The organism is Pyxidicoccus sp. MSG2, from assembly GCF_026626705.1.
Lineage (GTDB): Bacteria > Myxococcota > Myxococcia > Myxococcales > Myxococcaceae > Myxococcus.
In genome coordinates this window covers 2,851,901-2,876,618 of sequence record NZ_JAPNKC010000001.1, presented here as the reverse complement: position 1 = coordinate 2,876,618, position 24,718 = coordinate 2,851,901, and the positions used below count along the sequence as shown (strand labels likewise).

The 24,718-nt window shown below is 68.4% G+C and carries 21 protein-coding genes; 4 read left to right on the top strand and 17 right to left on the bottom strand.

Translation table 11 applies throughout. From position 1 onward, the window contains the following. Positions 1-58 precede the first annotated feature (58 nt). Positions 59-1,765, top strand: a complete 1,707-nt coding sequence (locus OV427_RS10515) for a lamin tail domain-containing protein (RefSeq protein ID WP_267855958.1) — start codon at positions 59-61, stop codon at positions 1,763-1,765. 86 nt (positions 1,766-1,851) lie between these two features. On the opposite strand, the gene OV427_RS10510 is transcribed toward OV427_RS10515, so the two are convergent. Next, complete coding sequence (locus OV427_RS10510; RefSeq protein ID WP_267863408.1) at positions 1,852-3,027, bottom strand: AI-2E family transporter; 1,176 nt, start codon at positions 3,025-3,027, stop codon at positions 1,852-1,854. 120 nt (positions 3,028-3,147) lie between these two features. Here OV427_RS10510 and OV427_RS10505 point away from each other — a divergent pair, with 120 nt between their 5' ends. Beyond that, entirely contained in the window at positions 3,148-3,564 is a 417-nt protein-coding gene (locus tag OV427_RS10505; protein ID WP_267855957.1) for a DoxX family protein, read from the top strand. A gap of 11 nt (positions 3,565-3,575) precedes the next feature. On the opposite strand, the gene OV427_RS10500 is transcribed toward OV427_RS10505, so the two are convergent. From OV427_RS10500 to OV427_RS10485, 4 genes are all read right to left on the bottom strand, one after another. Next, entirely contained in the window at positions 3,576-4,832 is a 1,257-nt protein-coding gene (locus OV427_RS10500; protein WP_324289950.1) for a threonine/serine ThrE exporter family protein, read from the bottom strand. 91 nt (positions 4,833-4,923) lie between these two features. Beyond that, positions 4,924-6,123: a hypothetical protein gene (locus OV427_RS10495; protein WP_267855955.1), complete on the bottom strand. Its 1,200-nt coding sequence runs from the start codon at positions 6,121-6,123 to the stop codon at positions 4,924-4,926. Continuing rightward, on the bottom strand, positions 6,069-6,545 hold the full coding sequence (locus tag OV427_RS10490; RefSeq protein ID WP_267855954.1) for a phage holin family protein: 477 nt from the start codon (positions 6,543-6,545) through the stop codon (positions 6,069-6,071). The genes OV427_RS10495 and OV427_RS10490 overlap by 55 nt, the downstream gene beginning before the upstream one ends. 14 nt (positions 6,546-6,559) lie before the next feature. Then, positions 6,560-7,000, bottom strand: coding sequence for a hypothetical protein (locus OV427_RS10485; RefSeq protein ID WP_267855953.1), 441 nt, complete (start codon positions 6,998-7,000; stop codon positions 6,560-6,562). 139 nt (positions 7,001-7,139) lie between these two features. Between OV427_RS10485 and OV427_RS10480 the strand changes: the two genes are divergently transcribed. Then, entirely contained in the window at positions 7,140-7,937 is a 798-nt protein-coding gene (locus OV427_RS10480) for a pseudouridine synthase (RefSeq protein ID WP_267855952.1), read from the top strand. Here OV427_RS10480 and OV427_RS10475 read toward each other — a convergent pair. The 5 genes from OV427_RS10475 to OV427_RS10455 form a co-directional block, all read right to left on the bottom strand. After that, positions 7,920-8,507: an RBBP9/YdeN family alpha/beta hydrolase gene (locus tag OV427_RS10475; protein ID WP_267855951.1), complete on the bottom strand. Its 588-nt coding sequence runs from the start codon at positions 8,505-8,507 to the stop codon at positions 7,920-7,922. The two genes, OV427_RS10480 and OV427_RS10475, sit on opposite strands and share 18 nt — an antisense overlap. A gap of 14 nt (positions 8,508-8,521) precedes the next feature. Continuing rightward, entirely contained in the window at positions 8,522-9,346 is an 825-nt protein-coding gene (locus OV427_RS10470; protein WP_267855950.1) for an aminotransferase class IV, read from the bottom strand. 147 nt (positions 9,347-9,493) lie between these two features. Next, positions 9,494-12,916: a helicase HerA domain-containing protein gene (locus OV427_RS10465; protein ID WP_267855949.1), complete on the bottom strand. Its 3,423-nt coding sequence runs from the start codon at positions 12,914-12,916 to the stop codon at positions 9,494-9,496. A 24-nt stretch (positions 12,917-12,940) separates the two neighbouring features. Further along, positions 12,941-13,945, bottom strand: coding sequence for a hypothetical protein (locus OV427_RS10460; protein WP_267855948.1), 1,005 nt, complete (start codon positions 13,943-13,945; stop codon positions 12,941-12,943). After that, the gene (locus OV427_RS10455) at positions 13,932-15,143 is read right to left on the bottom strand and encodes an endonuclease domain-containing protein (protein WP_267855947.1); all 1,212 of its coding nucleotides are present in this window, start codon (positions 15,141-15,143) and stop codon (positions 13,932-13,934) included. The genes OV427_RS10460 and OV427_RS10455 overlap by 14 nt, the downstream gene beginning before the upstream one ends. A gap of 363 nt (positions 15,144-15,506) precedes the next feature. Here OV427_RS10455 and OV427_RS10450 point away from each other — a divergent pair, with 363 nt between their 5' ends. Continuing rightward, entirely contained in the window at positions 15,507-16,100 is a 594-nt protein-coding gene (locus tag OV427_RS10450) for an SRPBCC family protein (RefSeq protein WP_267855946.1), read from the top strand. A gap of 19 nt (positions 16,101-16,119) precedes the next feature. On the opposite strand, the gene OV427_RS10445 is transcribed toward OV427_RS10450, so the two are convergent. The 7 genes from OV427_RS10445 to OV427_RS10415 form a co-directional block, all read right to left on the bottom strand. Next, positions 16,120-17,703: a bifunctional 3-(3-hydroxy-phenyl)propionate/3-hydroxycinnamic acid hydroxylase gene (locus OV427_RS10445; protein ID WP_267855945.1), complete on the bottom strand. Its 1,584-nt coding sequence runs from the start codon at positions 17,701-17,703 to the stop codon at positions 16,120-16,122. A gap of 358 nt (positions 17,704-18,061) precedes the next feature. Then, positions 18,062-18,877 (bottom strand): hypothetical protein, encoded by an 816-nt coding sequence (locus OV427_RS10440; protein WP_267855944.1) that lies wholly within the window; start codon positions 18,875-18,877, stop codon positions 18,062-18,064. Further along, entirely contained in the window at positions 18,874-19,692 is an 819-nt protein-coding gene (locus OV427_RS10435; RefSeq protein WP_267855943.1) for a hypothetical protein, read from the bottom strand. Before OV427_RS10435 ends, OV427_RS10440 begins: the two co-directional genes overlap by 4 nt. Then, positions 19,689-21,614, bottom strand: coding sequence for a hypothetical protein (locus OV427_RS10430; protein WP_267855942.1), 1,926 nt, complete (start codon positions 21,612-21,614; stop codon positions 19,689-19,691). The genes OV427_RS10435 and OV427_RS10430 overlap by 4 nt, the downstream gene beginning before the upstream one ends. A gap of 410 nt (positions 21,615-22,024) precedes the next feature. Beyond that, entirely contained in the window at positions 22,025-22,858 is an 834-nt protein-coding gene (locus OV427_RS10425) for an Eco29kI family restriction endonuclease (RefSeq protein WP_267855941.1), read from the bottom strand. 10 nt (positions 22,859-22,868) lie between these two features. Next, a complete protein-coding gene (locus tag OV427_RS10420) occupies positions 22,869-23,528 on the bottom strand; it encodes an Eco29kI family restriction endonuclease (protein WP_267855940.1) in 660 nt (219 codons plus the stop codon). After that, the gene (locus OV427_RS10415) at positions 23,518-24,699 is read right to left on the bottom strand and encodes a DNA cytosine methyltransferase (RefSeq protein ID WP_267855939.1); all 1,182 of its coding nucleotides are present in this window, start codon (positions 24,697-24,699) and stop codon (positions 23,518-23,520) included. The genes OV427_RS10420 and OV427_RS10415 overlap by 11 nt, the downstream gene beginning before the upstream one ends. Between the last annotated feature and the right edge of the window lie 19 nt (positions 24,700-24,718).

Here is a 24,718-nt window from a genome sequence, read left to right as displayed (position 1 = left end):
GTTCAGGTGTCTCCCCCGACCCTTCACTCGCTCCCCAGCAGGAGCAGGATTGGACAGCGTGCGAAACAACAAGACTCCCTCGAGGCAGTTATGGCGTTGCGCGGTGGTGTTCTCCCTGGTGCTCGCCGCGTGCGGTGGCGTGGAGCCGGAGGAGGCGACTTCTCCTGACGAGGCCGCCGTCGGAGCCCGTGAGGACGGGCTGGCCAACGTCCGCCTCCGCCTGATGGCGGCCAACCTCACCAGCGGCACGGGCCAGGACTATGACCCGGGCCACGGCATCCGCATCTTCCAGGGCACGGACCCGGACGTGGTGATGCTCCAGGAGTTCCAGTACAAGACGAGCTCCGCGGCGGACCTGCGCGCCTTCGTCGACACCGCCTTCGGCACCGGCTTCCAGTACTTCCGCGAGAGCGGGTCCGGGATTCCGAACGGCATCATCAGCCGCTACCCCATCATCTCCGCGGGCGAGTGGGATGACACGGCCGTCTCCGACCGCGACTTCGTATGGGCGCGCATCGACATCCCGGGCCCGAAGGATTTGTGGGCGGTCAGCGTGCACCTGCTGACGACGAACGCCAGCACGCGCAACACGGAGGCCACCAGCCTGGTCAGCCGCATCAAGGCCAACATCCCGACGGGCGACTACCTGGTCATCGGCGGCGACTTCAACACCGGCAGCCGCTCCGAGGCGTGCCTCACCACCTTCGCGCAGGTGGTGTCGACGGCGAGCCCGTACCCGGCGGACCGCAACGGCAACACCAACACCAACGCGGGCCGCAACTCGCCGTATGACCACGTGCTGGTGGACAGTGACTTGCGCCCGTACCAGACGGCGGTGGTCATCGGCGGCAGCTCCTTCTCCGCCGGCCTGGTGGCCGACACGCGCGTGTACTCGCCCATCTCCGAGATTTCCCCCGCGGTGTCCGGCGACAGCGGCGCGTCCGGCATGCAGCACATGGGCGTCATCAAGGACTTCCTCGTTCCGGGTGACACGACGAGCAGCGGCAGCGTCACCGTGACGTCGCCCAACGGCGGCGAGAGCTGGGCGGGCGGCAGCGCGCACAACATCACCTGGTCCTCCTCCGGGGTGACGAGCGTGAAGGTGGAGTACTCGCTGAACGGCAGCACCTGGAGCACGCTCACCTCCAGCACCTCGGCCTCTTCGGGGAGCTTCGCGTGGACGGTGCCCTCCAGCGCCAGCACCGCCGCGCGGGTGCGCGTGAGCGACGCGTCCGACGCCAGCATCACCGACTCCAGCAACGCGGCCTTCACCATCACCACCTCGGGCGGCGGGACGGCCAGCGTCATCGTCAACGAGGTGATGGTCAACGAGCCGGGCTCGGACGTCACCGGCGAGTTCGTGGAGGTGGTGAACGTGGGCACCGGCTCGGCGGACCTGAGCGGGTGGACGGTGTCGGACTCGGCCAGCGTGCGGCACACCTTCCCGAGCGGCACCTCGCTGGCGGCCGGCGGCGTGGTGGTGGTGTTCGGCGGCTCGGCGGGCATTCCCTCTGGCACTCCGGGCGCGGTGGTGGCGTCCACGGGCACGCTGGGGCTGTCCAACAGCGGCGACACCGTGACGCTGAAGAACGCGTCCGGCACGGCGGTGGACACCGCCACGCTGAGCTCGGGTGTCAGCGGCACGGACGGCGTGTCCGCCAACCGGAGCCCGGACGCCAGCGCGAGCGGCACCTTCGTGCTGCACACGAGCGTGTCCAGCCTCACCTCGTCGCCCGGACGGCGCGCCAGCGGCGCTTCGTTCTAGCGGTCCTGAAGGCACCGCGGCCCCGCCCCGGTGGAAACCGGAAGACGGGGCCGTGTTGTTTCAGCGGTCTCCCGGTGCCGCGAGGCTCAGTGCGACTCGGTCGGCGGCGTGGGGGTGAGAGGCACCCGCTCGCCCGTCGCCTCCGCGCGCACGGTGGGGACGCCCTGGTCGCCCGCGCTGCCCGGGCCCGGCGTGGCCGGGTCTCCGGCGCGCGGGGTGGAGCGGCCGTAGTCGCGCTCCCAGATGCGCACCAGCGCGAGGAAGAAGGCGACGATGAGGGGCCCGAGCAGCAGGCCCACCGTGCCGAACGCGGCGAGGCCACCGAGCAGGGCGAAGAAGACGATGGCCGCGTGCTGGTGCATGCCACGCTTTGTCAGCAGCGGCTTCACCACATTGTCCACCAGGCCCACCACCACCGTGCCCCAGATGGCGAGGAAGAGTGCCGCCCAGGGGTGGCCGCTGAAGAACATCAGCGCCGCCGCGACGAGCACCACGGAGGCCGCGCCCACGGCGGGGATGAGCGCCACGAAGAAGGTCAATCCGCCGAAGAACACCGCCGCGGGCACCCGGGCGATGAAGAAGCCGATGAGCGCCGCCACCGCCTGCACGCCCGCGGTGGCCACCGAGGACACCAGCACCGCTCCGGACACGCTGCGGAACTCGCGCATGATTTCACGCGTCTGCCCGCGCCTGAGCGGCGACACGCTCTCAATCCACTCCACCAGCCGCGCCCCGTCCGTGAAGAAGAAGAAGAGGGCGATGAGCATCATCACCGTCTGGAAGACGATGGAGCCCGTGGCCGCCACCGCCCCCGTCACCGCCTTGGCCGCGGTGCCGCCCTGGCTGGTCACCTGCTGCTGGAGTGTCTGGTCCAGGTTCTGCTGCTCCATCGGGAGCCTTTCAATCAGGGTGCCGCGCACGGGTGCGGGAATCCGGTTCACCAGGCCCTGGACGCCCTCCTGCTGCACCGTCTTGGTGACGAACTCCACTCCCTCGGACACCTCGGTGACGATGAACGCCGTGAGGCCGCCCAGGGGCAGCAGCAGGGCGAGGACGATGGCCGTGGTGATGAGCCCGGCCGACAGGTGGTTCCTGCCGCGCAGCCTCCGCGTCAGCCGCTTGTGCAGCCCGTAGAAGGTCGCCGCCAGCACGGCCGCCAGGAAGAACGCCTCGGCGAACGGGCGGATGACGAGGGCCAGGAGGAAGATGGACAGCAGGATGAGGCCGGTGAAGACCCGGCGAGCGGTCAGCTCGGATGCCATGAGGGACAAGGTAGGGACGCCAAGGCGGAGGAGCAGGGGAGCGCTGCGCCCCTGGCTGCCTGGCTGCCCTCCTGGCGAGAAGACTTGGGCCCGGGCGCCGGGCGGCTAGAGTGGCGCGCCATGCCGGCCTTCGAATCGACCGCGTTCACCCTCTGGCTGCTGCAGGCGCTCTGCACGGCCTTCCTCGCCATCCTCTTCCTCCAGTCCGGCCTGGACAAGGTGTTCGACTGGAAGGGCAACCTGGGCTGGCTCACCGGCCACTTCGCCAAGAGCCCCCTGCGGAGCATGGTGCCGCTGATGCTGGGCACCCTCACCCTGCTGGAGGTGGCGGCCGGTGCCCTCTGCGCGGCGGGGCTCGTGGCCCTCGTCGTCACCGGCAGCGCGGCGCTGGCCTTCTGGGGCGCGCTGCTGTCGGCGGTGTCACTCATCGCCCTCTTCTTCGGCCAGCGCATGGCGAAGGAGTACGCGGGCGCGTCCGTGCTGGTGGCCTACTTCCTGTTGGCGCTGGTGGCGGTGTACGTCACCCGCCTGCACTGAGGGCGTAGGCCTCAGAGCACCTTGCGCGGAGGCACGAGGGCGTTGGCGGACAGGAGGCCCGCCGCCAGCGCCACGGCCACCATCAGCATGTTGAAGGCCGTGTCCACGCCAGCCACCACGTCCCGCTCCAGCAGCGAGGACAGGCTGCGGAAGCCGACGCTGCCGGGCACCAGCAGCATCAAGCCGGGCACCACGGTGGTGACGGAGGGCCGGTTGCGCAGGCGCGCCAGCGCGTTGCTGGCGATGCCCAGGAGCAGCGCCCCCACGAAGGCGCCGAGCTGCGCCCCCAGGAGCAGCGCGCCCAGCCGTGAGCCCACGAAGGCGAAGGTGCACGCCGCGGCAATCCAGCCCCAGTCCCGGGGACGCGCCCGGAAGAGCACGCCCACCGCCACCGGGGAGAGGACCAGCGCCAGCAGCTGCGTCCATGCGGGCAGCGCGGGTGGCAGGGGCGCCAGGGTCGGCGGGGGCAGCAGCAATGCGAGCCGGCTCCCCAGCGCGACGCCGAAGCCGAGCTGGAGGAAGACCAGCGCCGCCGCGGTGAGCCGCGAGGTGCCGGAGATGAGGTGGCGCGTGGCCAGCTCGTTGATGGCCACCGTCAGGGACAGTCCCGGCAGCAGGACGATGAGGCCGGCCACCGTGGCCACCTGCACCGACAGGGGGCCCACCAGGCTGGCGGCCAGCACGGCGAAGGCCGAGGAGAGGATGGCGGCCACCGGCTCCAGCACGAACGTCGTGGTGGGCCGCCGCCGAGCCAGCTCGCCCAGCGTGCCGATGACCAGGCTGCTCAGCGCGGCCACGCACACCTCGCGCAGGCCGCCCCCGAACAGCCGCCCCGCGGTGCCGCCCGCCAGCGCCCAGCAGAGGAGCTGGAGCCCCGGGCCGTAGCGCGCCGGGAGCGCGAGGATGTCCTCCACCTTCCGTGCGCCCTCGGCGGGGGACAGCCGGCCCTGGATGACGTCGTCCGTGAGCACGTCCAGCAGCGTCAGCCGCTCCAGGTCCATGTCTCCGGGTTCCACCCGGATGAGGCTGGTGCGCAGCGACTCCGGAGGGCCGAAGGACGCGAAGAGGGAGGTGGGGGTGGAGAAGAAGCGGCCCTCCAGTCCCAGCCGCTCGGACACGCGCCGCATCAGCCCCTCCAGGCGGTGCGAGGGCGTGCCGTAGCGGTGCAGCGCCTCCGCCAGCCGCAGTGTGAAGGCCACGGCGGCGCCCGGCGGAGGAGGGGACAGGGACGCGAGGAGCTCGGAGGGGACGGCCACGGCGGCGCACATGGCAGACGCGCCGGGCCCAAGTCAAACGGAAGGGGAGCAACGGCCCCTTCGGCCGTTACTCCCCCGTCACGTCGTCACGTCTTGCGTGGCTTCAGTGCACCTTCGTCATGTCATCCAGCGGAGGCAGCGGGGGGAGGCGCGACGAGCCCGAGGGCGACGAGGCGAGCGCGTCCGCGCTGTCCTCCGTGCCCGACACGCTCACGCCCGAGGTGGTGGCGCCCGGGCCGGCGCTGCTGCTCGGGCTGCTGATGCTGCTCGCCCCGAAGCCCGTGGTCCCGGGCGTGTTCAGGTCCGAGGTGGAGGAGACGCTCGAGGCGGAGGCGCCCTGGCGGCTGTCATGGCTGGACGACGGCGCCTCGCGGCCCTGGAGCCGCTGGTGGAGCTGGTCGCCCAGGTGCGAGATTTCCTCCCCGGCGCGGCGCCTGGCCGGCTCCATGAGGCGGCGCTCCTGGTTGGACACCGGGATGAGCGTGGAGGCCAGCATGCCCAGCGCGATGCCACCCAGCGCCAGGAGGAGCGGCTGCTCGTCCACCGTGCGGTTGAACCAGTCCGTGGTGCGGTACTGCACGGCGTCGCGCGAGGGGATGCGCTCACGCAGGTGCGAGGCCCGCTCCTTCAGGTGGTCCACCGCCCCCGCGGCACGGTCCTTCACGTCGACGGCGCGGTCCCTCACGGTGTGGGCTGCCTCGGACGCGCGGTCCTTCACGTTGGACGTGGCCTCGGAGGAAACGTCGTAGTTGGGAGGCACGCCCTGGTAGCCGGTGGACGCCGCGCGCTGGTAGGGCACGTCACCGTAGCCGGTGCCCGCGCCGTAGCCGAGGTCGGTGCGCTCGGCGGAAGCATAGCGGTCATCGTCGTAGCGCAGGTCCCGGCGCTCCGCGCGCAGGCCGTCGTAGCGCCACCGGTCCTCGTCCCGCCACCGGCCGTCCCGGGAGTCGTCGTACCGGGACTCCTCGCGCCGGGTGAAGGCCTTGCGCATCAGGACCGAGCCCACACCGGCGCCGATGAGGGCTCCCAGCAGGCTCCACCCCTTGGGACTGTCGGCACGTTCCTTCAGCTCCGTCGTCCTCTGCATCACGGTCTCCTTGGCGTGTGTCTTGAGTTCCGTGGCCTTTTCCACGGCGGCATCCTTTGCGTGCTGCTTGAGCTCGGCCGTCTTCTCGGCGGCGAACTCCCTGGCCATGGCCTTCAGGCGGTCCGGTTCGGCCTTGAGGGCCAGCTCGTCGGCCAGCTCGCTCAGGCGTGCCCGTGCATCTGCGATTTCATGGAGTGCGCGGTCCTGCTCGCCCATTGCCCATCCTCCTTGAGGGTTTGAATCGTCCGTTGCGGTCCGTGGAGGCGCTTCAGTCTTCCGAGGCCCGCCCAGGCGACCGCGCCACCCACCGCCAGCAGCAGCACCGCCACGACGAGGGCCGACGCCCACACCGGCATCAGCACGGCCAGCGCCGCCACCAGGAACGCGACGAAGGTCAGCGCCCCGAGGAACAGCACCACGCCGCCGCCCGCCAGCAGACCCGCGCCGGCCGACGCCTTCTTCGCTTCCGTCTTCAGCTCCGCGCGCGCCAGCGCCACCTCGGCACGCACCAGCCGGCGTCCCTGCTCCATGAACTCCGAGAACAGCTCCCCGAAGCCGCGGCTCCCGAAGGTGAAGTCCCGCGCGTCCGGGCGTTCCCGGAACCCGTCGCCGTCATGGCGTGGAATCGTTGGTTCCATCCGCGTGCCCCCCGTCAGACCTTGATGAACCGGCCAAGGGCGAAGCCCACGGCCACGCACCCCGCGATGAACAGACCGGGCCGCTGACGCACCTGCTCCTGGGCATCCGCGAGGAGCTCCTCGGTGGTGCCGTTCTCCAGCCGGTCCGACGTCTTGCGCAGCACTCCCACCGCGCTGGTGAGGAGCGGGCGGGCCACGGCGGCCTCGTCGTTGCGCGCCACCGACTCCAGCGTGGACACCAGCCCCTGGATGCCCTTGACCAGCTCACCCTTGCGGCTTTCCACCTGCGAGTAGACGCGGCCCTTCGCGACGCCGCTCAGCTGCTTCACCTGCTCCTTGCTGGCCTGCGCGATGCTGCCCGTGGAGTGCTCGCCATCGGAGAGGCCCGAGGAGCCCACTGGACGCTGCGAGTAGCTGCTTCCCTGAACGTTCGGTCCTTCCAGTACGCTGCCCATGCAGTCTCCTCCAGTGCGGTTGCTCCTGAAGGTAGGCATGCTCCGTTCGCTGCTCGACGGATCGGCAGCCTCGAAGGGAGGGCAGGCGGGTGAGGGGGCGGCGGTTCGCGGTGGGAATCACGATGCGAGGAGGCAGGCGATGGCCCGCAGGCAGCGGACCCCGAAATGGCTGGAGGCGGCGCGGCGCCGAGGGCCCGGGGACGTGCCTCCCGAAGGGCGCGCGGACTGGCTGACCCGGGCCCTGGGAAGAGCAGGCGTGCTGCCACGCGCGGAGGCGGAAGCCGCCATTCGCGAGGGGCGGGTGGAGGTGGACGGGCGCGTGGAGCGCGAGCCCTTCGCGCCGGTGCGGCCCGGCCTGGAGGTGCGGGTGGATGGCCGGGTGCGCGACCTGGCGGCGCCGGTATTGGCGCTGATGTTCCACAAGCCCGCGGGGCCGGTGGTGCACGGCTCGGACCCGGAGGGCGTGGGCACCGTGTTCGAGCGCCTGCGCGCCGTGCTGCCCGAGGCGATGCGGGGCTACGAGTGGCTCGCGGTGGGCCGGTTGGACCGGGACACCACCGGGCTGCTGCTCTTCACCAACGACGAGCGCCTGGTGCGGCACGGGACGTCACCGGAGACGCACGTGTCCAAGCGGTACGTGGCGCGGGTGGCGGGGCAGCCTTCGGAGGCCGCGCTGCTGCGCTTGCGCGAAGGCCTGGTGCTGGAGGACGGGCCCACGCGGCCCGCGGGCGCCCGGCTGCGGGAGCCGGACGTGGTGGAGCTCACGCTCACGGAGGGACGGCACCACCAGGTGAAGCGGATGCTGGCCGCCGTGGGGCACCCGGTGCTCGCGCTGCACCGCGAGGCCGTGGGCGGCGTGGTGCTGGACGTGGCCGAGGGCGCGTGGCGGCTGCTGCGGGACGAAGAGGTGGCGGAGGGGCTAGGCCTGGTCCTGTGAGCCGGAGCCGAAGCGCGACTGCAGCGTCTCCAGCACGGCGGGCTCGCGCGGGTTGTTGAAGTGACGGCCGCCAGGGATGACGACCACCTCCGCGCCCAGGCGCTCCTCCCACAGGAGCGAGTTGCGGCGCCAGTCCGAGGTGAACGGGTCATTGTCGGACAGGAGGACGACGCAGCGGCGGAGCGCGGCGCGGGCGCGCTCGAAGTCGATGGGCGTGTCGAGCCACGGGCGCAGCGAGTCCCACGTCTTGTCCACCTCGAACCAGCCGGAGACGAGGAGGGCGCCCTCCACGGTGTGTCCCGGCGGCAGCGTGGCGAGGTAGCGCAGGATGGCCTGGCAGCCCACGCTGTGCCCGAGGAAGACGGTGGACGGCGCGGGCACCGGGCCCACCGCGTCGCGCAGCGCGGACACCCAGCCGTCGATGGTGGGCGTGCCCGGCTGCGGCATATCGAGCGCGCGGATGGAGTCGAAGCTCGCCGGAGGCTGGCGGAGCTTCTCGTCGAGCCAGGGATAGAAGTCGGTGTCGGGGCGGCCCGCCCAGCGGTGGGCGATGACGAGGGAGCGACTCATGGGCGCAGTGTGCCTCAGGCCTCGCGCCACGCCACCGCTTCAATGAGGGCGCGGGCCCGCTCGGCCAGGGGCAGGCTTCCGGGCAGCTCGCGCCCGAGCAGGCGAGGCACGCCAATGGCCAGCTCGGCGGAGTTGGTGAAGAAGCAGGCGCTCGCGTCCGCGAGGCGCGCGAGGGGCACCGGCCGCTCCACCACGGGCAGCCCGTCCACGTGGCCCATTTCCAGGAGCACCGCGCGGACGATGCCCGGCAGGCAGGGCGCGTCCAGCGGCGGCGTGACGAGCGCTCCGTCCAGGTGGAAGAAGAGGTTGGCGGTGGGCAATTCGCAGACCTCGCCGTCCTCGTTGCCCAGGACGGGCAGGCGCTCCATCAAGGCGAACTGGCGGAAGTAGGAGAGGCCCTTGTGGTTCAGCGTGCGCTCCGCGCGTCGGTAGGCCTCGGGCTCCACGGCGTCCAAGGCGCGGCCCTCTCGGAGGAGGCGCTCCGCGTCGGGAGGTGTCGGGCGGAAGGTGAGCAGCACGTGCCCGTCGCTCACGGACAGCTTGCCCACGCCGGTGAAGTCCGGTCCGAGGGCCGCATCCGCGTGGAGACAGCGGCGGAGCGTGTCGCGCACCGGGGAGTCGGAGAGGAGCGCGGGCGAAGGTGCGCGGACGGCGTCGGGAAAGGCCGCGAGGCTGGCCCGGAGCCGTGCGAGGTGACGGGCGAGGAAGAGTGGGGCGCCCGAGTCGATGCGGAAGGTGGTGAAGAAGCCCGCGCCGAAGAAGAACCCCTGCGCGAAGTCATGCAGGCGCAGGTCCTCCCAGCGCCGCACCTCTCCGTCCACCGCCACCGTCGAGAACATTCAGCGCTCCAGGAGGTTGGGTAGGTCCATGCCGGAGGCGCTTCCTACCAGGAACCTCCACTGAAGGCCGGGCCTTCAGCGGGCCCAGGCCGGCGGGCCGGCACGACTGGTGGCCCGGTGAGGGGCTGGGGGATATCGGGTGAGGCGTCAGCGCGAACCGCCGGCCTTGGACGTGCCGGCGGCCGTGCTCCTGCTCTTGTCCAGGGTCTGTCGCGCGAGCTTGAGGATTTCGTCCTCGGCGAGCTGCTCGGTGCGCATGACGGAGCGGTCCGCCTTGAGCTGCTGCACCTGACCGTCGCGCAGCACGTGGAACTGGCCTTGCTTCTGGGAGGGGAGCTTCGCATCCGCGTCCACTCGGGCCTCGGTGAACATGGGCCGGAGCTTCCGGATGGCGTTGTCTTCCTTCACCTTGCCCACGAACCAGGTCCGCACATTCTCGCGGCACTTGTAGTCGAGGTCCCCCGGGCTCTGCGTGGCGAGCATCACCCCCACACCGGCGGAGCGGGCCCGCTTGAGCAGGTCCTCCATGGGCTGCTTCGTGGCGGGCTTCATCGTCGCGGGGAGGTACATGTCCGCCTCGTCGAAGAGGAGCACCGCCTGGAGCTGGGAGGCCGGGTGCTGGCTCGTCCAGCGGTTCGTCTCCAGGAGGAGCTGCGACACCCAGAAGAGGATGCGGTTGTTGTCCCCGAGGAACTTGGTGCTGATGACGCTCAGCCGCGTCTTGCCCGGCGTGCCCGACGCGCCACGCCCGAGCAGTTCCTCCAGGTCCAGCCGCTCGCCGCCGGAGGCCAGCAGGGACCGCAGGTTGAGGCGGAGAACCGAGAGGTCCTGGGCGAGCTTGGCGAACGTCTTCGAGGGAATTCCGTCGGCTTCCTGGAGCAGGGCCTCGTCCTGGTCGGCGACGAACTGCTGTACGACCTCCAGCGTGAGGTCCCTGCCGAGCGGGCGCTGCACGAGCAGCCGGAGCGCCTGGGCGAGCAGTGCGTGGGCCGCCTTGTCGCTGTTGCTCTTGTATTCGAGCATCCCCGCGATGGCGTCCGCGGCCTGCTGGACGCCCTGCTCGCGCTCTTCGGTCGGAAGCGTGTCGAGGCCCCGGGGCACGATGGGAATGGCGAGGGGCCGCCCGTCCGAGCGGCCCGGCGTGTAGACGGCCACCTCCACGCGCTCGCGCAGCAGGCGGCGGCGCTCGTGGAGCGAGGGGTCCTCCAGCTTCTCCTGCCAGGAGAGCTCGCGCGCGTACGTGGCGAGGTCTCCCTTGCGGTCGATGAGGATGGCGGGCACGCCCCGGAGCAGGAGCTGCTCCAACACGTTGAGCGCCAGCGTCGTCTTGCCGCTGCCCGTGCCGCCGAGGAAGGCGCTGTGCCGCGTCAGCTCGGCGGGTTCGAGCGAGATGGTCTGCGTGAAGAAGCCTTCCGAGGCTCCGAGCTTTACTGGCCCGGTGAGCACCTCGCGCGGCACCGCCGGGACGGGCGTGGGCGTGACGGTGCGTCGGCGGGTCTGGAGCCCCGCGGGCACGGGTGTGCCCTTCGGAGGCGTCACCGTTCGGGAGGACGAGGACAGCATGTCCCCGGCGGCCTTGAGCTCCAACGGAGGCGCGTCGCTGGATGCCACGGTGGCCGTGCCTTCGAAGAGGCTCGACTGGCTCGGAGACGCGGTGCCGCGCGGCTCGGTGCGAGCCGAGGCACTGTTGGCGCCCGCCCCCGTGTTTCGTGAGTTGGGTTCAGCTGGACGTGGGGAAGACGATGGTGGACCGGACGGTGGCGGCGTGGCACCCAGACGCTCCAGTCCGAGGATGTCGCCGACAGACTTCAGTCGGGTGACGGGGCGCGCCGTCCGGCTCCACTCCATGACCGCGGTCTGCCCCTTGTGCTGCTCACGGAAGGCACGCAGCGTCACCAGTTCTCGCAGCTCGCCGTCACCCATCACCACGCGCCGCCCACCCTTGCGGATGAGCAGGCCAATCTGGTCCGCGACCAGGGTGCCGGTCGTCGATGGGAACTCGGAGGTCCGCACGAGGACCGGCGTCTTGCCTGCGGCAGCCTTCAGTGCGGCGGTCATCTGCCTTGCAAGCCCACCGCCTCGGGGGCTCCTGTCGCAGAGGGCGACGAGGAGCTTGCTGCCCTCCGGCTGCACGCTGACGTCCATCGCCTCTTCATCCCGGGGCTTCACGGCGAAGCGCGGTGTGCCACCCAGTTCGTCGCTGCCCACCTCGATGGCCCAGGCCAGCAGCATGGCGAGGTCCGAGGACTCCTCGGGCAGCTTCGTCTTGTACGTGGCCTTGAAGTCCGTCCACATCTGGTCCACGTCGGGCTTCGAGGGTGGCTTGACCCCTGCTGCCGTGGGCTCCTTCACGCCTGGACGGGGAATGGGAAATGCCTCCGGCAACTGCTGGTCCTGGAGCGCCCGCTCGCGGTAGCGCCGGCACTCGTTCAGCACGTCGCGCGCCCGCTGCCCTCCGAGCTTGTCGAAGCCCTTCGCCGGGATGGGCCACGTCGGGTCCGCGGGGTTGATGGACACGCCGCGCTGCTCGTACAGCGAGCGCAGCCTCCGCGCCGCGATGTCGCGGGCCGTGTCGGGCGTCACCGTCCGCTCCAACTCCACCGGCTCCGGGTCGTTCTCGATGCGGTCCAGCAGGGACTGCGTGAGCTGCGGCCGCATCCTCACCCAATAGTCGGAGAGGCAGCAGACGACGACGACGGCCCGGGGCACCTTGCTGACGATGGCCGACAGACTGCTCATGGCTCGCCGGAAGGAGCGCTCCATCTGCGGGCGCTCCTCGAATTCGTTGACGTCCTCCACCTGGTCCACGCACAGCACCAGCGCCTGACCGAGCGTCCCCATCAGTCGCCCCAGGTGCTCGACCATCCGCATCGGTCCGTCGTCCGCCATGCGGGGCACGAGCTCGCCGATGACCTTCCGGTCCGCTTCGGTCAGCTCCTCGCAGCGCAGCCAGTGGAAGATGCGGCGGTTGATTCGCGGGTCCCTGCGCTGCAGGTAGATGAGCGCGCGCAGCAGGTCCACCTCGACACTCTCGAAGCGCGGGTCCTCCAGCAGTTCGTCCGCCACGGCGCGGATGGTGCCGTGCAGTTCGTCGTCCTCCAGCACCTTCTCGTCCGGGATGAGGGGCGCGAAGGCGCTCTTGCAGTGCGCCATCAGCGCGTCTGACAGCCGCATCAGCCCGCTGTCCTCTCCGGCGGACACGTCATATGGCTTGTCCAGCGAGTCGATGAGGTTGGAGAGGATGTACCCGTCATAGCGGGTCGCATCGACGGTCATCGGCATGTAGCCGACGAAGCCCTTCCGCTGGCCGTGCGCGAGGTTGCGGAACGACCGCACCAGGTGCGTCTTGCCGCTGCCGGACTCGCCGAGCAGGAGCAGCAGCTTGCCTGCGTCTGGAGGCGAGTCGGACGCGGCACGCTCCAGCAGCCGCTTGAAGGCGCGGCGGGCAGGAGCGTTGAGGGCCTCTACGTCGAACGGGTCCGCCTGCCAGAGTTGCTGGCCCTGCTGGACGCTGTTGAAGACCTCGCGGCCGTCGGTGAGGAAGGCCTCGAGTCGAGGGTCGATGGGCACGGAGCGCTCCGGAAGGAAGGCGGGCTAGATGACGACGAAGTGGAAGGTGGCGCCGTATGAGCGCACCTCGGAGTCGGCCACGTCGCGCGGGTCCATGGCGGACACGAGGTCCGCGCGCGTCAGGGACAGGTGCCGCGTGCGGTTGGCCTCCAGCAGCGCCACGTCGAAGGCCTCGCGGTTGCCCCACTCGGGCTGGAGGGCCTTCCACACGTGGGAGATGAAGACCTTGTTCTGCCCGAAGCGGCCGGTGGGCAGGGCGCGGGCCACGGCGAGCACGCGCTCGGCGAAGCTCGCCACCGAGTCCTCGGATGCGCTGTCCTGCTCCGTCTGCGGGGGAGGCACTTCAGCGGGCGCGTGAGCCTCTGAGTCCGGCAGGGCCCAGCGGCGCAGGATGGCGAGGCGCACGGCCTCGGCATCCACGCGCGTGGCCCCGGCCGAGCGCGCGGCGAGTTGCTCCACCGCCTTGCGCGGGTCCTTCGTCTCGGAGTCCAGCAGCTTCCCGAGGAGGTGCGCCTGCACGGCGCTCAGCGAGAAGGGACGGTCCGTCTCCACTCCGAGCTGCCGCCACAGCAGCCTGTCTCTCACCTGTGCCAGGGTGAGGCCGTCCGCGTCCGCCAGGCCGTGCTCCTGCTTCAGGAGCGTGGCGCGCACTCCGTCGGCGCTCGACAGGCGGGCCAGGACGGGCTTCGTGGGCGGCAGTTCCAGGGTGCGCGCCAGCAGGTACGTGGCCTTGAGCTTCTTCCAGGTGAGCCCCCGTGGCGCCTGCTCCAGGCCGAGGAAGCGCAGCGCGCCAGCGCGTCCATCCGCCGTCAACTCGAGGCCGCCGCGTGCCCGCTCCGTGACGAGCGCGTCGCCGGTGAGCCGCGAGACGAGCATGTCGAAGCGGGCCTTCGACTCGGCGCTGCTGAGGCGATGCTCCACGAAGGGGCGGAGCGCTGTCTCCAGTTCCTTTCGACTGCCGGGCTTCTTGCCGCGGGTGAAGAGCCAGCACATCGCAATCCCGGCCAGCCGGGGGTCAGCGGGGTTCATGTGTTACCTCCGGCCCCGAGGACTCCTGCCTCCGGGCGGCAATCAGCGTGTCGAGCGTTTCGAAGATGTCTTCCAGGTGGGAGACGACGTCGTCGGAGAGGAAGCGGACGACCCAGTAGCCGGCGCGCTGGAGTGCGAGGTCCTTGCGCCTGTCCCGGCGGAAGGACTCGGCGTCGTGGAAGTGGAAGTGTCCGTCGAGCTCCACCGCCAGCCGGTACTTGCGGCACAGCAGGTCCACCTCCAGCGGGCGGCCGCCGTCACCCACGTCGAGGCGGACATTGGGTTTGAAGAGGTTCCGGGTGCTGGGGTGCGCGTGGAGCTGGGCCTGGAGGTAGCGCTCGGCCGCGCTGCGGGCGCGGTCCTCGGCCTCCCGGCGGCCGGTGGTGATGGCGCGGGCCGCTTCCTCGTAGAGCTCGATGACCGGCTGTGGAGTGCCCTCCTGTCGGAGCCGGGCCAGCGTGGGGTCCACCGGGCTCGCGGCCGGCGTCTCGCGAGACGCTTCCGGCAGGTCCAGCCGGCCCTCGCGCAGCATGGCCAGGGCCCGGGACTCCTCCCGGCGCAGGTGCTCGGCGAGGGACTCCGGCGTGAGGACACACACGGCGGTGAGGCCAGGGGCCGCGGCACAGAGCGATGCGACGGTTCGGAGGGCGCGGAAGTCGGCGGCGCCTCCACGCGCGCGCAGCGCGGGTGCGCTGCCAGGAGGCACGAGGGCGAGCAGCGACTGGAGCGCCGCGAGTGGCTCCTTCTCGATGGCCCTGCTCACCAGGGATGGCAGGCTGCCGGGTGAGGGCAGGGAAGGGGCTTCGAGCAGACTCCGGCACAGCTCCCACGTGGCAGGCTCGGAGTGTGGGAGTGCGAGGCCGTCCAACAGGACGCGGCGCTCGTGGGCTGTCTTTCCACGGAACTGCAAGTCCCTTCGCGGCCCCGGGGCCTGGGCGCGGACGGCGAAGGCCTCCGCATCCGAGGTCAGGTCCCGCTCACGTGCGAGGGCCGTGGCCCAGGCGGAGACCATCGCGCGCGGGTCATCCCCTTCGGCGACGGCGACGCCGAGGCCGCGACGGTGAATCCACTGGGTGAGCAGCGCGAGTCCCTGCTCGGGTGGACCCACGAGGGTGCTCAGCGTGGCAATGCCTTCCGCGCGCCGCCGGGCATGCCGGTCCAGCGAGTCGAGCAGTGCGGTGTGCACCGGCGGCAGCAAGCAGACTCCCCCCCACTCCGCGCGCAGCTCCAATACGTCTCGCGGAGGCGGAAGCCTGCGCCTCCTGCCGCCCCCGTTGCAAGTCGAGGGGGAGGTATTGACAAGGCATTGCATCCAATTCCTTGCACCGGGTCCTCGCATACATCCGCGAGTCGTCGAGGCCCCATCCGGCGCGGAGGGGCGCGCGGAGGCACAGGGGGGGTCGGTGTCCCCGGGGAGGACCGCGGGGAAATGCCCCGCGATTCCGGCGGTTTGGCCGCCCGCGAAGAAAAGACGCCGGGGGTTGTCGATCTCCTGGTGTCCCGGTCGACGCCATGGTGAAGGCCGGGCCCGACCTCACCTGCCTGGCGAGGAGTCGTTCACATGCTCAAGCTGCTCGGACTCGTCATCGTCGTCCTCATCGTCGCGCTGGTTGTCTTCATTCGAACGCGCCCGGACCGCTTCCGCGTCGAGCGGAGCGCCCTCATTCACGCTCCTGCGGACGTCGTCTTCTCGATGATCAATGACTTCCACCAGTGGGGCCGGTGGTCGCCCTACGAGAAGCTCGATCCGAATGTGACGAAGCGCTTCGAAGGCCCTCGGTCGGGCCCGGGGGCCGTCTACGCGTGGAGCGGGAACAACAAGGCAGGAGAGGGGCGGATGACCATCCTGGAGAGCAGGCCCGGCGAGTTCGTCTCCATGCGGCTCGAGTTCTTCAAGCCCTTCGCCGCCACCAACCAGGGAACCTTCAAGCTCGTGGCGTCCGAGAAGGGGACCCACGTCACCTGGAGCGTCGAGGGAGAGAACACCCTGATGGGCAAGGCCATCTCCGCCTTCCTGGACATGGATGCGCTGCTGGGGAAGAACTTCGAGGAGGGCCTCGCCAACCTCGACGCGGCCGTGCAGGCCGAGACACCGAAGCCCGAGCTGGAGGCGCGGGCTCCGTCCCTCAAGGTCGTGCCCGCCGTGGCTCACTGAGAGCGGACATCATCGGGGCTCAGGTGCGGTCCACGCCCAGGGCGGTGCGCAGCTCCGGCAGTCGCGCCAGCGGCACCGCGCCGAAGACGAAGCGGTCCGGGCGCACCACCGCGACGTCCACGCCGTGGCGGGTGAACCACTCCGCCAGCCTGCCGGTGTGGTCCTCCACGGTGCGCGAGTCCGTGCTGCGCACGCCCGGGGGGCCAACAGTGACGGACGTGCCGCCGAGCGCCTCTGCGAGCGCGTGTGCCGCCTCCGTCGCCGGGCCGTTCTTCCTGCTCAGCACGGCGAACCCGGAGCCCAGCGTGTCGTCGAGCAGTCGCTCTTCGCCGGAGGCGAGCCGCACCCTGGGCTGGGGAAAGTAGCTGCCCTCCGGAGCCGTTCGTCCGGAGCGACGGCCACCGAGCAGCCAGCCCTCTTCGAGGGACGGCGGTGGCTTGAAGCGGAAGCCTTCCACGAAGTGGCGCACGCTGGGGATGCGCTGGAGGCCTCGGAGCAGGGTGTCACGGAGCAGGGCGGTGGGTGTGTTGCGCGCCATGAACACGTAGCCCAGGCGCACGGTGGCATCGAGCATGGTTCGCACGTGCGGGCGGCGCTCCTGGTCGTACGTGTCCAGGAGGGCTTCGGGGGCGCGGCCGTGAATCACGCGCGCCAGCTTCCATGCGAGGTTGGCGGCGTCGCGCAGACCGGAGACGAGGCCCTGGCCCATGAAGGGCGGCATCATGTGGGCCGCGTCACCTGCGAGGAAGGTGCGGCCCTCGCGCCAGCGGGGAGCGACGAGGCAGCGGAAGGTGTAGAGCTGGGCGCGCTCGACCTTCACCTTTTCCGGGTCGACGTAGGGGGCAATCAGCCGGCGGACGGAGTTGGGCTGGACCATCTCCTCGCCCGTTTCACCGGGGCGCAGGCGGAACTCCCAGCGGAACTGGCCCACGGGGCCACGGCCCACGAAGCCGGGGCGCTCCGGGTCGCAGACGATGCTGCACTCGGGCGGGGCGGCGTCTTCTGGCACGGTGCCGGAGATGGCAATCCACGGTTCCTCGTAGCTGCGCCCTTCCATGGCGATGCCCAGCAGCCCGCGCACCGTGCTCCGGCCTCCGTCGCACCCCACGAGGTAGCGGGCGCGTACGGCGCCGCGCTCACCGCTGGCCAGGTCACGGGTGCGCACCGTCACTCCGGCAGGGGCCTGTTCGAGTGCCTCCACCTCCGTGCCGAGGCGCAGCGTCGCGTGCTCGAAGCGGGCGAGCCCCTCGCGCAGGGCCTTCTCCAGGAGCGGTTGGTAGAAGAACCAGATGGGGGTGTAGCCGAAGCCGAAGTCCACCTCGCTCAGGTGGAGCTCCGCGATGGGCTTGTTGCCGACGCCCGTGTACGTGACACGCCGGCTCTGCCGCAGGTCCGGTTTCAGCGCGTCGATGAGGCCCGCGGATTGGTAGATGCGCAGGGCTTCGTCGTCACAGGAGAAGGCGCGCGGCTGACCGTGCGGTGTGGACTCGCGCTCCAGGACGAGGACCCGCACGCCGTGCAGGCCGAGCAGGTTGGCGGTGAGCACGCCCACCGGGCCGCCTCCCGCGATGATGACGTCCACTTCGTTGGTGTTCGCCGCCATGTCTTCCCCCGGAAGTCGGCTTGCGAGCCAAGTCTGGCAGTCCCCCTATAGGCTTGGATACTGAGACTGCGCACGCATTAGCTCGCCGGTCTCGACGACAGACTTTTTGCGAAGTACCAGTCTCAATGCGGATGGCGCACCTGTCCGCGTGTCTGGACTACCTGCAGTCTACGCCGTTTGCGGAACGCAACTCCACCTCGCCGGCCTCAACCTTGGCTTGGATATCAGCCATGATTTCGAAGGCACGCTCGGCTGCATGCACAATGGCGCGACCTCCATCCTGGGTGAGCGTTGGACGGGGATGCTCGAGCCCGCGCTGCGAAAGTGCATGGGGCGCGCCCAGACGGCTTGAGCCTGGCTATCTCGCCGGGGCGATGAGGGGTTTCCGGTAGTGGTCGAACTCGGGCGGCAGCAACTCAAGGATTTGAACCGCGTCGAGCGAATAGAAGTCGTAGGTCAGGTGGAGCTGCCAGAAGACCTTGACGAACCGGACAATGCCGCCCGCGCCAGGGAGCCGGGGCTTCGACTTCCTCGTTCGGGTCTGACGCTTGATCTTCCTCCGCTTGGAACGGTCGCGATCATCCGTCGTGATGCCAATCTTGGGCGCTTTCCGATCAGCGTCCCAATACAATTCGGTCAGCGCTTGGACTACAGGGCGAGAGGTGACGACCTCTTGTCGCGAGGCAAGCTGCTCGATGACTCCACCGAGGACCCGGACCGATCCATTAAGGAAGAGCCGGACATTCTCGGGTCCGCTCCCCTGATCGACACCGTAGAGGCTGTAGAGCTCGTGCGGGAACGCGAGGAGGTGCCGGTACCGCCGAGCCCAGCCTTGCTCGTAGATGTAATGATACGGGGCGCTCGGAGGCGCCTTTGCCTTCGCGGGCCGGATGGAGTCGAAGTAGAACGCCGCCAGCCACGTCCAGATGCCTCGCGAATGCTCTTTCATCTTGGCGGGGGAGAGTGGCTTCAGCAGAGTGTGCAGGTACTGCGCCGCCTCGTACTTGTCATCTGGAAGCTCTCCTCGCGCCACCTTGATCGAGGCGCTGATGGGAATCGTGAAGGGCCCTTCCAGCATTTCGTCTGGAAACGGAATCTGGGTCCCCTTGCGGAGCTCGAGGATGTAATCCTCGAAGCGCCGCACGCCTTCCTCCGTGAATGCCCTCAGTGTCATGGCCCGCTCTCTTCCGCGAAAGCCTTCGAGAAAACGTCCCACGCGTTGTGCCGCTCGCAAAGGCGGCGAACCACCTGATCCGTCCATTCCGCCCACTTACGACGGTCTTCCTTCGGCTCCTCGCTCGGTGCCGGCGGCGGCTCAAACAAGCCGGTCGCGAAGTTGAGCCAGTCGCCGCGCCAACCCTCGGCGGACGGCTGTGCGCCGTCGAACTCAATGCCCTCAACGCAGAGGATGCGCTCCAATACGCGCTGCATGACCTCCGGAAAGACGAGCCATCGATAGAGCTGAGCCTCCATGCGCTGTCTCAGTTCGGGATTCCCCTTGTTGATAACCACCGTCGGGCCGGCGAGCTCGAATTCGAGCATCCACACTCGCTGGCCGATGTCTCTCGAGGTGACGCTGAGCAAGGGGCGCTTGGCTCCCCCTTCCTCTCCAAGGCCCGGCCGGAGCAGCACGGGGCGGAGCCGATCTGCCTCTCCCAGGATGCGTCCGGAATGATGAGGGTCGATCACCTTTAGCCGGAAGCGTAGGCCCTCCCAGCCGTCCGCCTCCAGGTGAGGCTCCGCTCCTGGCACGGGCCCCGGTTTTCCCACGGTGCCGAACTCGAATCGCTTGTAGTAGAGGTAGCTGTACGCCTCAATGACGAGCGGAGCGTCGTTGGGGAAGTCATAGTCTTCCTTGAGCTGGGTGTCCGCAGTGAATTGGATGCTCCGAGGCTCGCCGCCCTTGGAGGGGGCGGGAATCATGACCCGGATCACCGCGTCCTTGGGCGAGATGAGTGCCCGGTTGGTGTAGTTGAAGGACTGGCTCATGGCTCATCCCCAGTAGCCTTCCGGCCCTCGACGCGCAGGTCGCGACGGGTATCGAAGCCGGTCACGGTGACGCGGAAGTTCTGCTTTTTCACCGTGATGATGAGGGAGTTCAGGTTCGCAGTGTATTCAGCGCCTTTCGCCTCTACTTTCAGCTCTCCGCTGTCGATGATGAAGTCGTGGGGCCGGTAGGCTTCGAACGGACTACTGTCACGCGCGTCGTAGGCGGCGCGAATCACGATCCGCGGAGGGGCTACGAGCCCCTCGACCGGAGTGACCTCGAAGCCACCCTTGATCGGCTTGACGCTGTAAGGCGTGGGAGCTTTCGGGCCCGTGTGCTTCTTTAGCTTCTTCTTCCGGCGCTTCTTCTTCTTGGGCTCCTCTTCCTGGTTCTCTTCAACGCCAACGCCAGGGCCAGGCTCTTCTACGTAGAAGAGGTCCATCAGGAGGTCCTCGCGTTTTTGATCCTCCACCTCGGTCAGCCACCGGGTGATCTCGCGGACGGCGTTCTTCACATAGCTCACGGTCGCCGGCCCGTTCGTGTTGCGGTCGAGGAGCTTGTCGTTCCGCTGGAGCCAGTCGGTATGCATCGGGTTCTCGGCGTCACCGAGGAGCGCGGACAGTGGCTGCGTGTCCACGACGAGAAGCGCGCGAACGGTCCTCTCGTGGCTAAGGCGCACCATGGGAACAGCCATGCCTTCGCGAACGAAGATCGTCCGGCCTCGCGTCTCATCAGTGGAGCCCGCGCCGCTTACGCGCTCGAGATACACATGGGCGAGGGACGTCCGAATAGACTCGGCCTTGACTCGCTTGACGGCGATCGGAAGCCGGAAGGCAATCCGCCCATTTGACTGGAACCGCTCACGTAGCTCGCTACGAGATTCGCTCGCGGGAGCGAACACGTCCAGGCTCCAGGCTGGCGGCTGCTGGCCTACCTCCCCGAGCCCCACGTACTCCTCCTCCGGCAGGTCGTGCCCCCACTTCGCCAACTCGAAGATCTTCGCGAGGCCGGGGCCTTCCTTGGTTACGAAGCGCTGCGCGAGTGCGTAAATGGTGGACGCGTCAATGACGGTCTCCTCCTCGTCCCCGTCACGCACGCGCACCTCGAGTTTGCCGGTCAGCACCGCATGGAAATAGTTCTCCACCACCGCCCGGGCCACGGCGTCGTGGGTCAGTTTCTCCTTCGGCAGCGGAATGACGAGCGAGAAGCCATGGCGCTCTTTCCGGGAGAGATGGAAGTCGGAGCAGAATTGATCGAGGGTCTCCGCGTTCGCGACGGGCATGATCAAGGTGCCGGGCTTGTTCTCTGCGGACCATCCGAACCAACCGCGTGGATCGTAGCGCTGCTCCTTGGTGACTCGAAACTGGAGGACCGAACGGCCCATCAGGAGGAGGGCATCATCAGCCAGGCGGCGGGTGATGCCGAAGAAGGAGGAAACCCCAGAGGCCTCATGATTGACCGCTTTGCCCAGCCCCCATCGCCCCCGATCCCCTTCTTTTTTTGATGAGCGCCCGACGTTGCGCCAGAACATGTAGAAGTCGTTCTTGTCCAGCGTGTCCCAGCTCTGTTTGGGATCACCTCCCAGCCCGCGCGTGCCGAAGTCCTCGATTGAGAGGAAGGGCAGGGACTCCGAGAGGAAGCCGCTGGGAACCTTATCCGCGAATTCAAGATAGGGCTGAAGCGACTCGAACCATCGCCGCGCGCGCTCCGGGGGGAGCGCGTACTTGGCGCCAGAGAACTTGAAGTCAACACGTACCCGCTCGGCGCGACTGATGGCGGCATCGAGGGAGTTCTGGATGAGTTCGCGGACGACCGCGTCGGGGAGATCCTCGTCCTGCTTGAAGAACTCGGCCTCCGTCGCGTCCTGGATGACTTCGTCCTCCTGCGGCTCTCTGAATTTCCAACCAAACGGCTGCTTACTCATCTTCCACCTCGTTCCCCTTCCGCTTCCAGGCGGACCCTGAGCTGCTCCAACGAAGGGGCCGCCGAATTCCGTAAGCGGTGTGCCTCACGTGCGTCAACGACTACCTGGTTCCAGCGTTTCGCCCAGACGACCTGATGGTGATGCAGAACTTTGACACGTACCGCGCCACGTGAGTAATGGAGGCGATGCGCATGGTCGGAGGCGACGTCCTATATCTCCTGCCATACCGTTTCGACCGCAACCCCATGGGGCTGTCTGTGCTGATGCAAGGTGAAGGCCCTCTCCACAAGTTGGCCGTCCGGAGCTTCACAGCTGCTGTCCTGAAGGCCATCGAAGTCGTTACCCAGCGAGCTGCCGAGGGCTGGCTCATCCACGGCGGCGATGCCGCTCCGTGCGACTGAGCACCTCCGTTACTTCGTACGGTTGCTCACGCTTCGTAAGAACGCACGGAGAACTTGGTCGGCATCTCGGATCGGGGGCGAATCTGCGAAGTGTTTCTTTATGCGTTCCTCTATCACCTGCTTTTCAAATCTGTTCTTGGTCGCTTCGTTGTCAGCCCACTTGCGTCCCGGATGGAGTGTGTCCCAGGGAGAACGTGTGTTCTTGCGAGTGTCGGCGGAGTCGCCGTGCTTGCCGAATCCGAGGACTACCTTTGTCTCTTTGTTCCAAAGTGGTTTGAACATCCCAATGAGTGCGCTCTCCGCAGTGATTTGCCATCCACTTGCGACCACCAGATATCGGCACTCAAAGTCCTCAAGTCTCAAAGTGCTTGCCAAGCCAATGTTGCTCTTATGCTTCGTCAGGCGTCCCCAAAGGCTGGTGCCTTGCTCTCGCGTGGATTTGGCGTGGGGCTCGGCAGGATCGGTCTTTCCGACATAGATGGGGTGCTCTGTCCGGCTAAGTAGATGATACGGCTCGAAATCACCAATATAATAGATTGCATAAATGCCAGAGCCGTAGAACTTGGGCCGCCCGAATGACGCCATGGGATGTCGGTCCTGTCCTACGAGCGCCAGCGCAGCGAACGAGCCAAAGAGACGAGGATCGGCGGGGTCGAAGAACGATGGTGGCTCTTGAGCGGCCGCGTGAGGCGACAGGCGGTCTCGGATGCGCGTGAGAACGCCGTCTATCTGGTCCAAGTGCGTTTGGGTGCCGCGCGTCAATTCCCCAAGTGCATTCTCGGGAATGGTTGACAGTACTTCTTCAAGGCGTCTGGCGAGTGCCTTCAGTTCTGTAGGATCCACTCAAACGCCCTCAGTCATCGTTATCTTGCATGAAGCGCGAAGGGTCTTCCCGGAGAGCCGGCATGCGCGCACCGGGCTTGCGGTCCTTCAAGAAGTCCCTCACGCGTTTCTTCGCCTCATCCTCGCTGCGGGTTTCTTGGAGTCGACCGGCCCAGCTTCGCCCAGGGTGAAGCACGTCCCACCAGCTCCGCTTCCCCTTGTACCGACCGCTACCAGGGTCATGCAGGCCGAAGCCCTCGATGCAGATGTTCCATACGGGCTGGAAGTCCTCGATGAGCAGCCGCTCGGCCATGGTGATCCACAGCGGTGTCACCGAGAGGTACCGGCACAGAAAGTCATTGGGGTCGAGGTTCTTCGCCGCCTTGATGGACTCGTAGTGCTCCCGGAGCCGGGTGTAGAGCGCTCTCGATGGTCCCGTGGTCTTGCCTCCCTTCCGTGCCCCCTTCGGAACCGCCTTGCCCACGTAGATGGGCCAGTCGGCCTTGGGGGAGCGAATAGGTCGGTAGAGGTCGAGGTTCCCTTTGTAGAAGATCGCGTAGACGCCAGAGCCGGTGAAGGGCTCCGGGAAGTTGAGTGAGTAGGGGCCCCGGAGCATCAGCTCCTGGACGCAATGCTTCGTCAGGTTGTCGTAGTCGAGCGGGTTGTATTCGTCGGCGGAATCACTGGCCACCGCGGCTCTCCAGTTTCGCTGCGACGCTCCGTGCGACTACCTGGGCAAGTCCCACGGGGACGGCATTGCCGAGCTGGCGCATTGCCTCGGACCAAGCGCCCTCGAAATGCCAGGTGTCCGGGAACGACTGGATGCGTGCCGCCTCGCGTACCGTGAGGTACCGCACCGAGCCGTCCTCGAAGGCAATCATGTTCTCGCCACCAGGCACCCCATGGACACCCGCCTTGAGCGTCTTCGAGGGCTGGTCGATGGGGCTTCCCGTGTGGCCTGGATACACCTTCGCCCCGGGAACGAGCCGGTGGTTGCTGAACTCCTTCGATTCGCGGTCTGCCCTGGGCGCCGGCATGCCTGCGATGGCATCACGGATGGTTACCCAAGGCTTCGTCTTGATGGGCTCGCCGTCCTCGAGGTCGCGCATTCGCACACTGCTCAGCGCAACTGCCTTTTCGGCGGAGCGTGGGCGCAGCCCGTGCCTCTTCCAGTACTCCCCGGAGATGTGCTTGTCCCACAGCAAGGCATCTTCGCTGTGCGTCGGCTCGGGGAAGGTCCATTCCAGTCCTGTGTCCGCGCGGAAGCCCACGATGAAGACACGCTCACGCAGCTGGGGCACGCCGTAGTTGGCGGAGTTCAGAAGCTGGGAGACCACGTTGTAGTGGACGCCCGGGAAGCGACCGCGCGTGTGCACCTTCTCCAGTCGCGCGAAGTGCTCGGTCCAGTCCTCGGCGTGCTTCTTCGTGACCGTCGGGTACGTGAGTTGGAGCTTGATGTACTCGAAGTAGTTGCGAAAGCTCGCACGCAGCAGCCCCTTCACGTTCTCCAGGATGAACGCGCGCGGCTGAAGTTCCCTCACCGCGCGCGCGAACTCCGGGAACATGTTGCGCGAGTCGTCCTGCGCGCGGTGCTTGCCGCCCAGGCTGAAGGGTTGGCACGGCGCTCCACCGGCCACGAGGTCGATGTCCCCGTTGCCGAACATGTCGAAGGGCAGCAGCCGCACATCGGTGTGATGAATCCGCCAGTGCTCGATGCCGGGTACCGCGCTGGCGCTCGCGTTCTTCCGGAGCGTGTCGCAGGCGTCCTCATCCCACTCGACGAGGCCGCGATGGCGGAACCCGGCCTGGTGTGTTCCCAGGGCAAGCCCCCCCGCGCCGGTGAACAGCTCGATGGAGTTCATGGCGCGCGATCCATCTACA

Bases quoted from the DNA above. Each gene is read 5' to 3' on its own strand.
- OV427_RS10510 (WP_267863408.1), bottom strand. From the start codon at position 3,027: ATGGCATCCGAGCTGACCGCTCGCCGGGTCTTCACCGGCCTCATCCTG.
- OV427_RS10505 (WP_267855957.1), top strand. From the start codon at position 3,148: ATGCCGGCCTTCGAATCGACCGCGTTCACCCTCTGGCTGCTGCAGGCG.
- OV427_RS10500 (WP_324289950.1), bottom strand. From the start codon at position 4,832: ATGTGCGCCGCCGTGGCCGTCCCCTCCGAGCTCCTCGCGTCCCTGTCC.
- OV427_RS10495 (WP_267855955.1), bottom strand. From the start codon at position 6,123: ATGGGCGAGCAGGACCGCGCACTCCATGAAATCGCAGATGCACGGGCA.
- OV427_RS10490 (WP_267855954.1), bottom strand. From the start codon at position 6,545: ATGGAACCAACGATTCCACGCCATGACGGCGACGGGTTCCGGGAACGC.
- OV427_RS10485 (WP_267855953.1), bottom strand. From the start codon at position 7,000: ATGGGCAGCGTACTGGAAGGACCGAACGTTCAGGGAAGCAGCTACTCG.
- OV427_RS10480 (WP_267855952.1), top strand. From the start codon at position 7,140: ATGGCCCGCAGGCAGCGGACCCCGAAATGGCTGGAGGCGGCGCGGCGC.
- OV427_RS10475 (WP_267855951.1), bottom strand. From the start codon at position 8,507: ATGAGTCGCTCCCTCGTCATCGCCCACCGCTGGGCGGGCCGCCCCGAC.
- OV427_RS10470 (WP_267855950.1), bottom strand. From the start codon at position 9,346: ATGTTCTCGACGGTGGCGGTGGACGGAGAGGTGCGGCGCTGGGAGGAC.
- OV427_RS10460 (WP_267855948.1), bottom strand. From the start codon at position 13,945: ATGAACCCCGCTGACCCCCGGCTGGCCGGGATTGCGATGTGCTGGCTC.
- OV427_RS10450 (WP_267855946.1), top strand. From the start codon at position 15,507: ATGCTCAAGCTGCTCGGACTCGTCATCGTCGTCCTCATCGTCGCGCTG.
- OV427_RS10445 (WP_267855945.1), bottom strand. From the start codon at position 17,703: ATGGCGGCGAACACCAACGAAGTGGACGTCATCATCGCGGGAGGCGGC.
- OV427_RS10440 (WP_267855944.1), bottom strand. From the start codon at position 18,877: ATGACACTGAGGGCATTCACGGAGGAAGGCGTGCGGCGCTTCGAGGAT.
- OV427_RS10435 (WP_267855943.1), bottom strand. From the start codon at position 19,692: ATGAGCCAGTCCTTCAACTACACCAACCGGGCACTCATCTCGCCCAAG.
- OV427_RS10430 (WP_267855942.1), bottom strand. From the start codon at position 21,614: ATGAGTAAGCAGCCGTTTGGTTGGAAATTCAGAGAGCCGCAGGAGGAC.
- OV427_RS10415 (WP_267855939.1), bottom strand. From the start codon at position 24,699: ATGAACTCCATCGAGCTGTTCACCGGCGCGGGGGGGCTTGCCCTGGGA.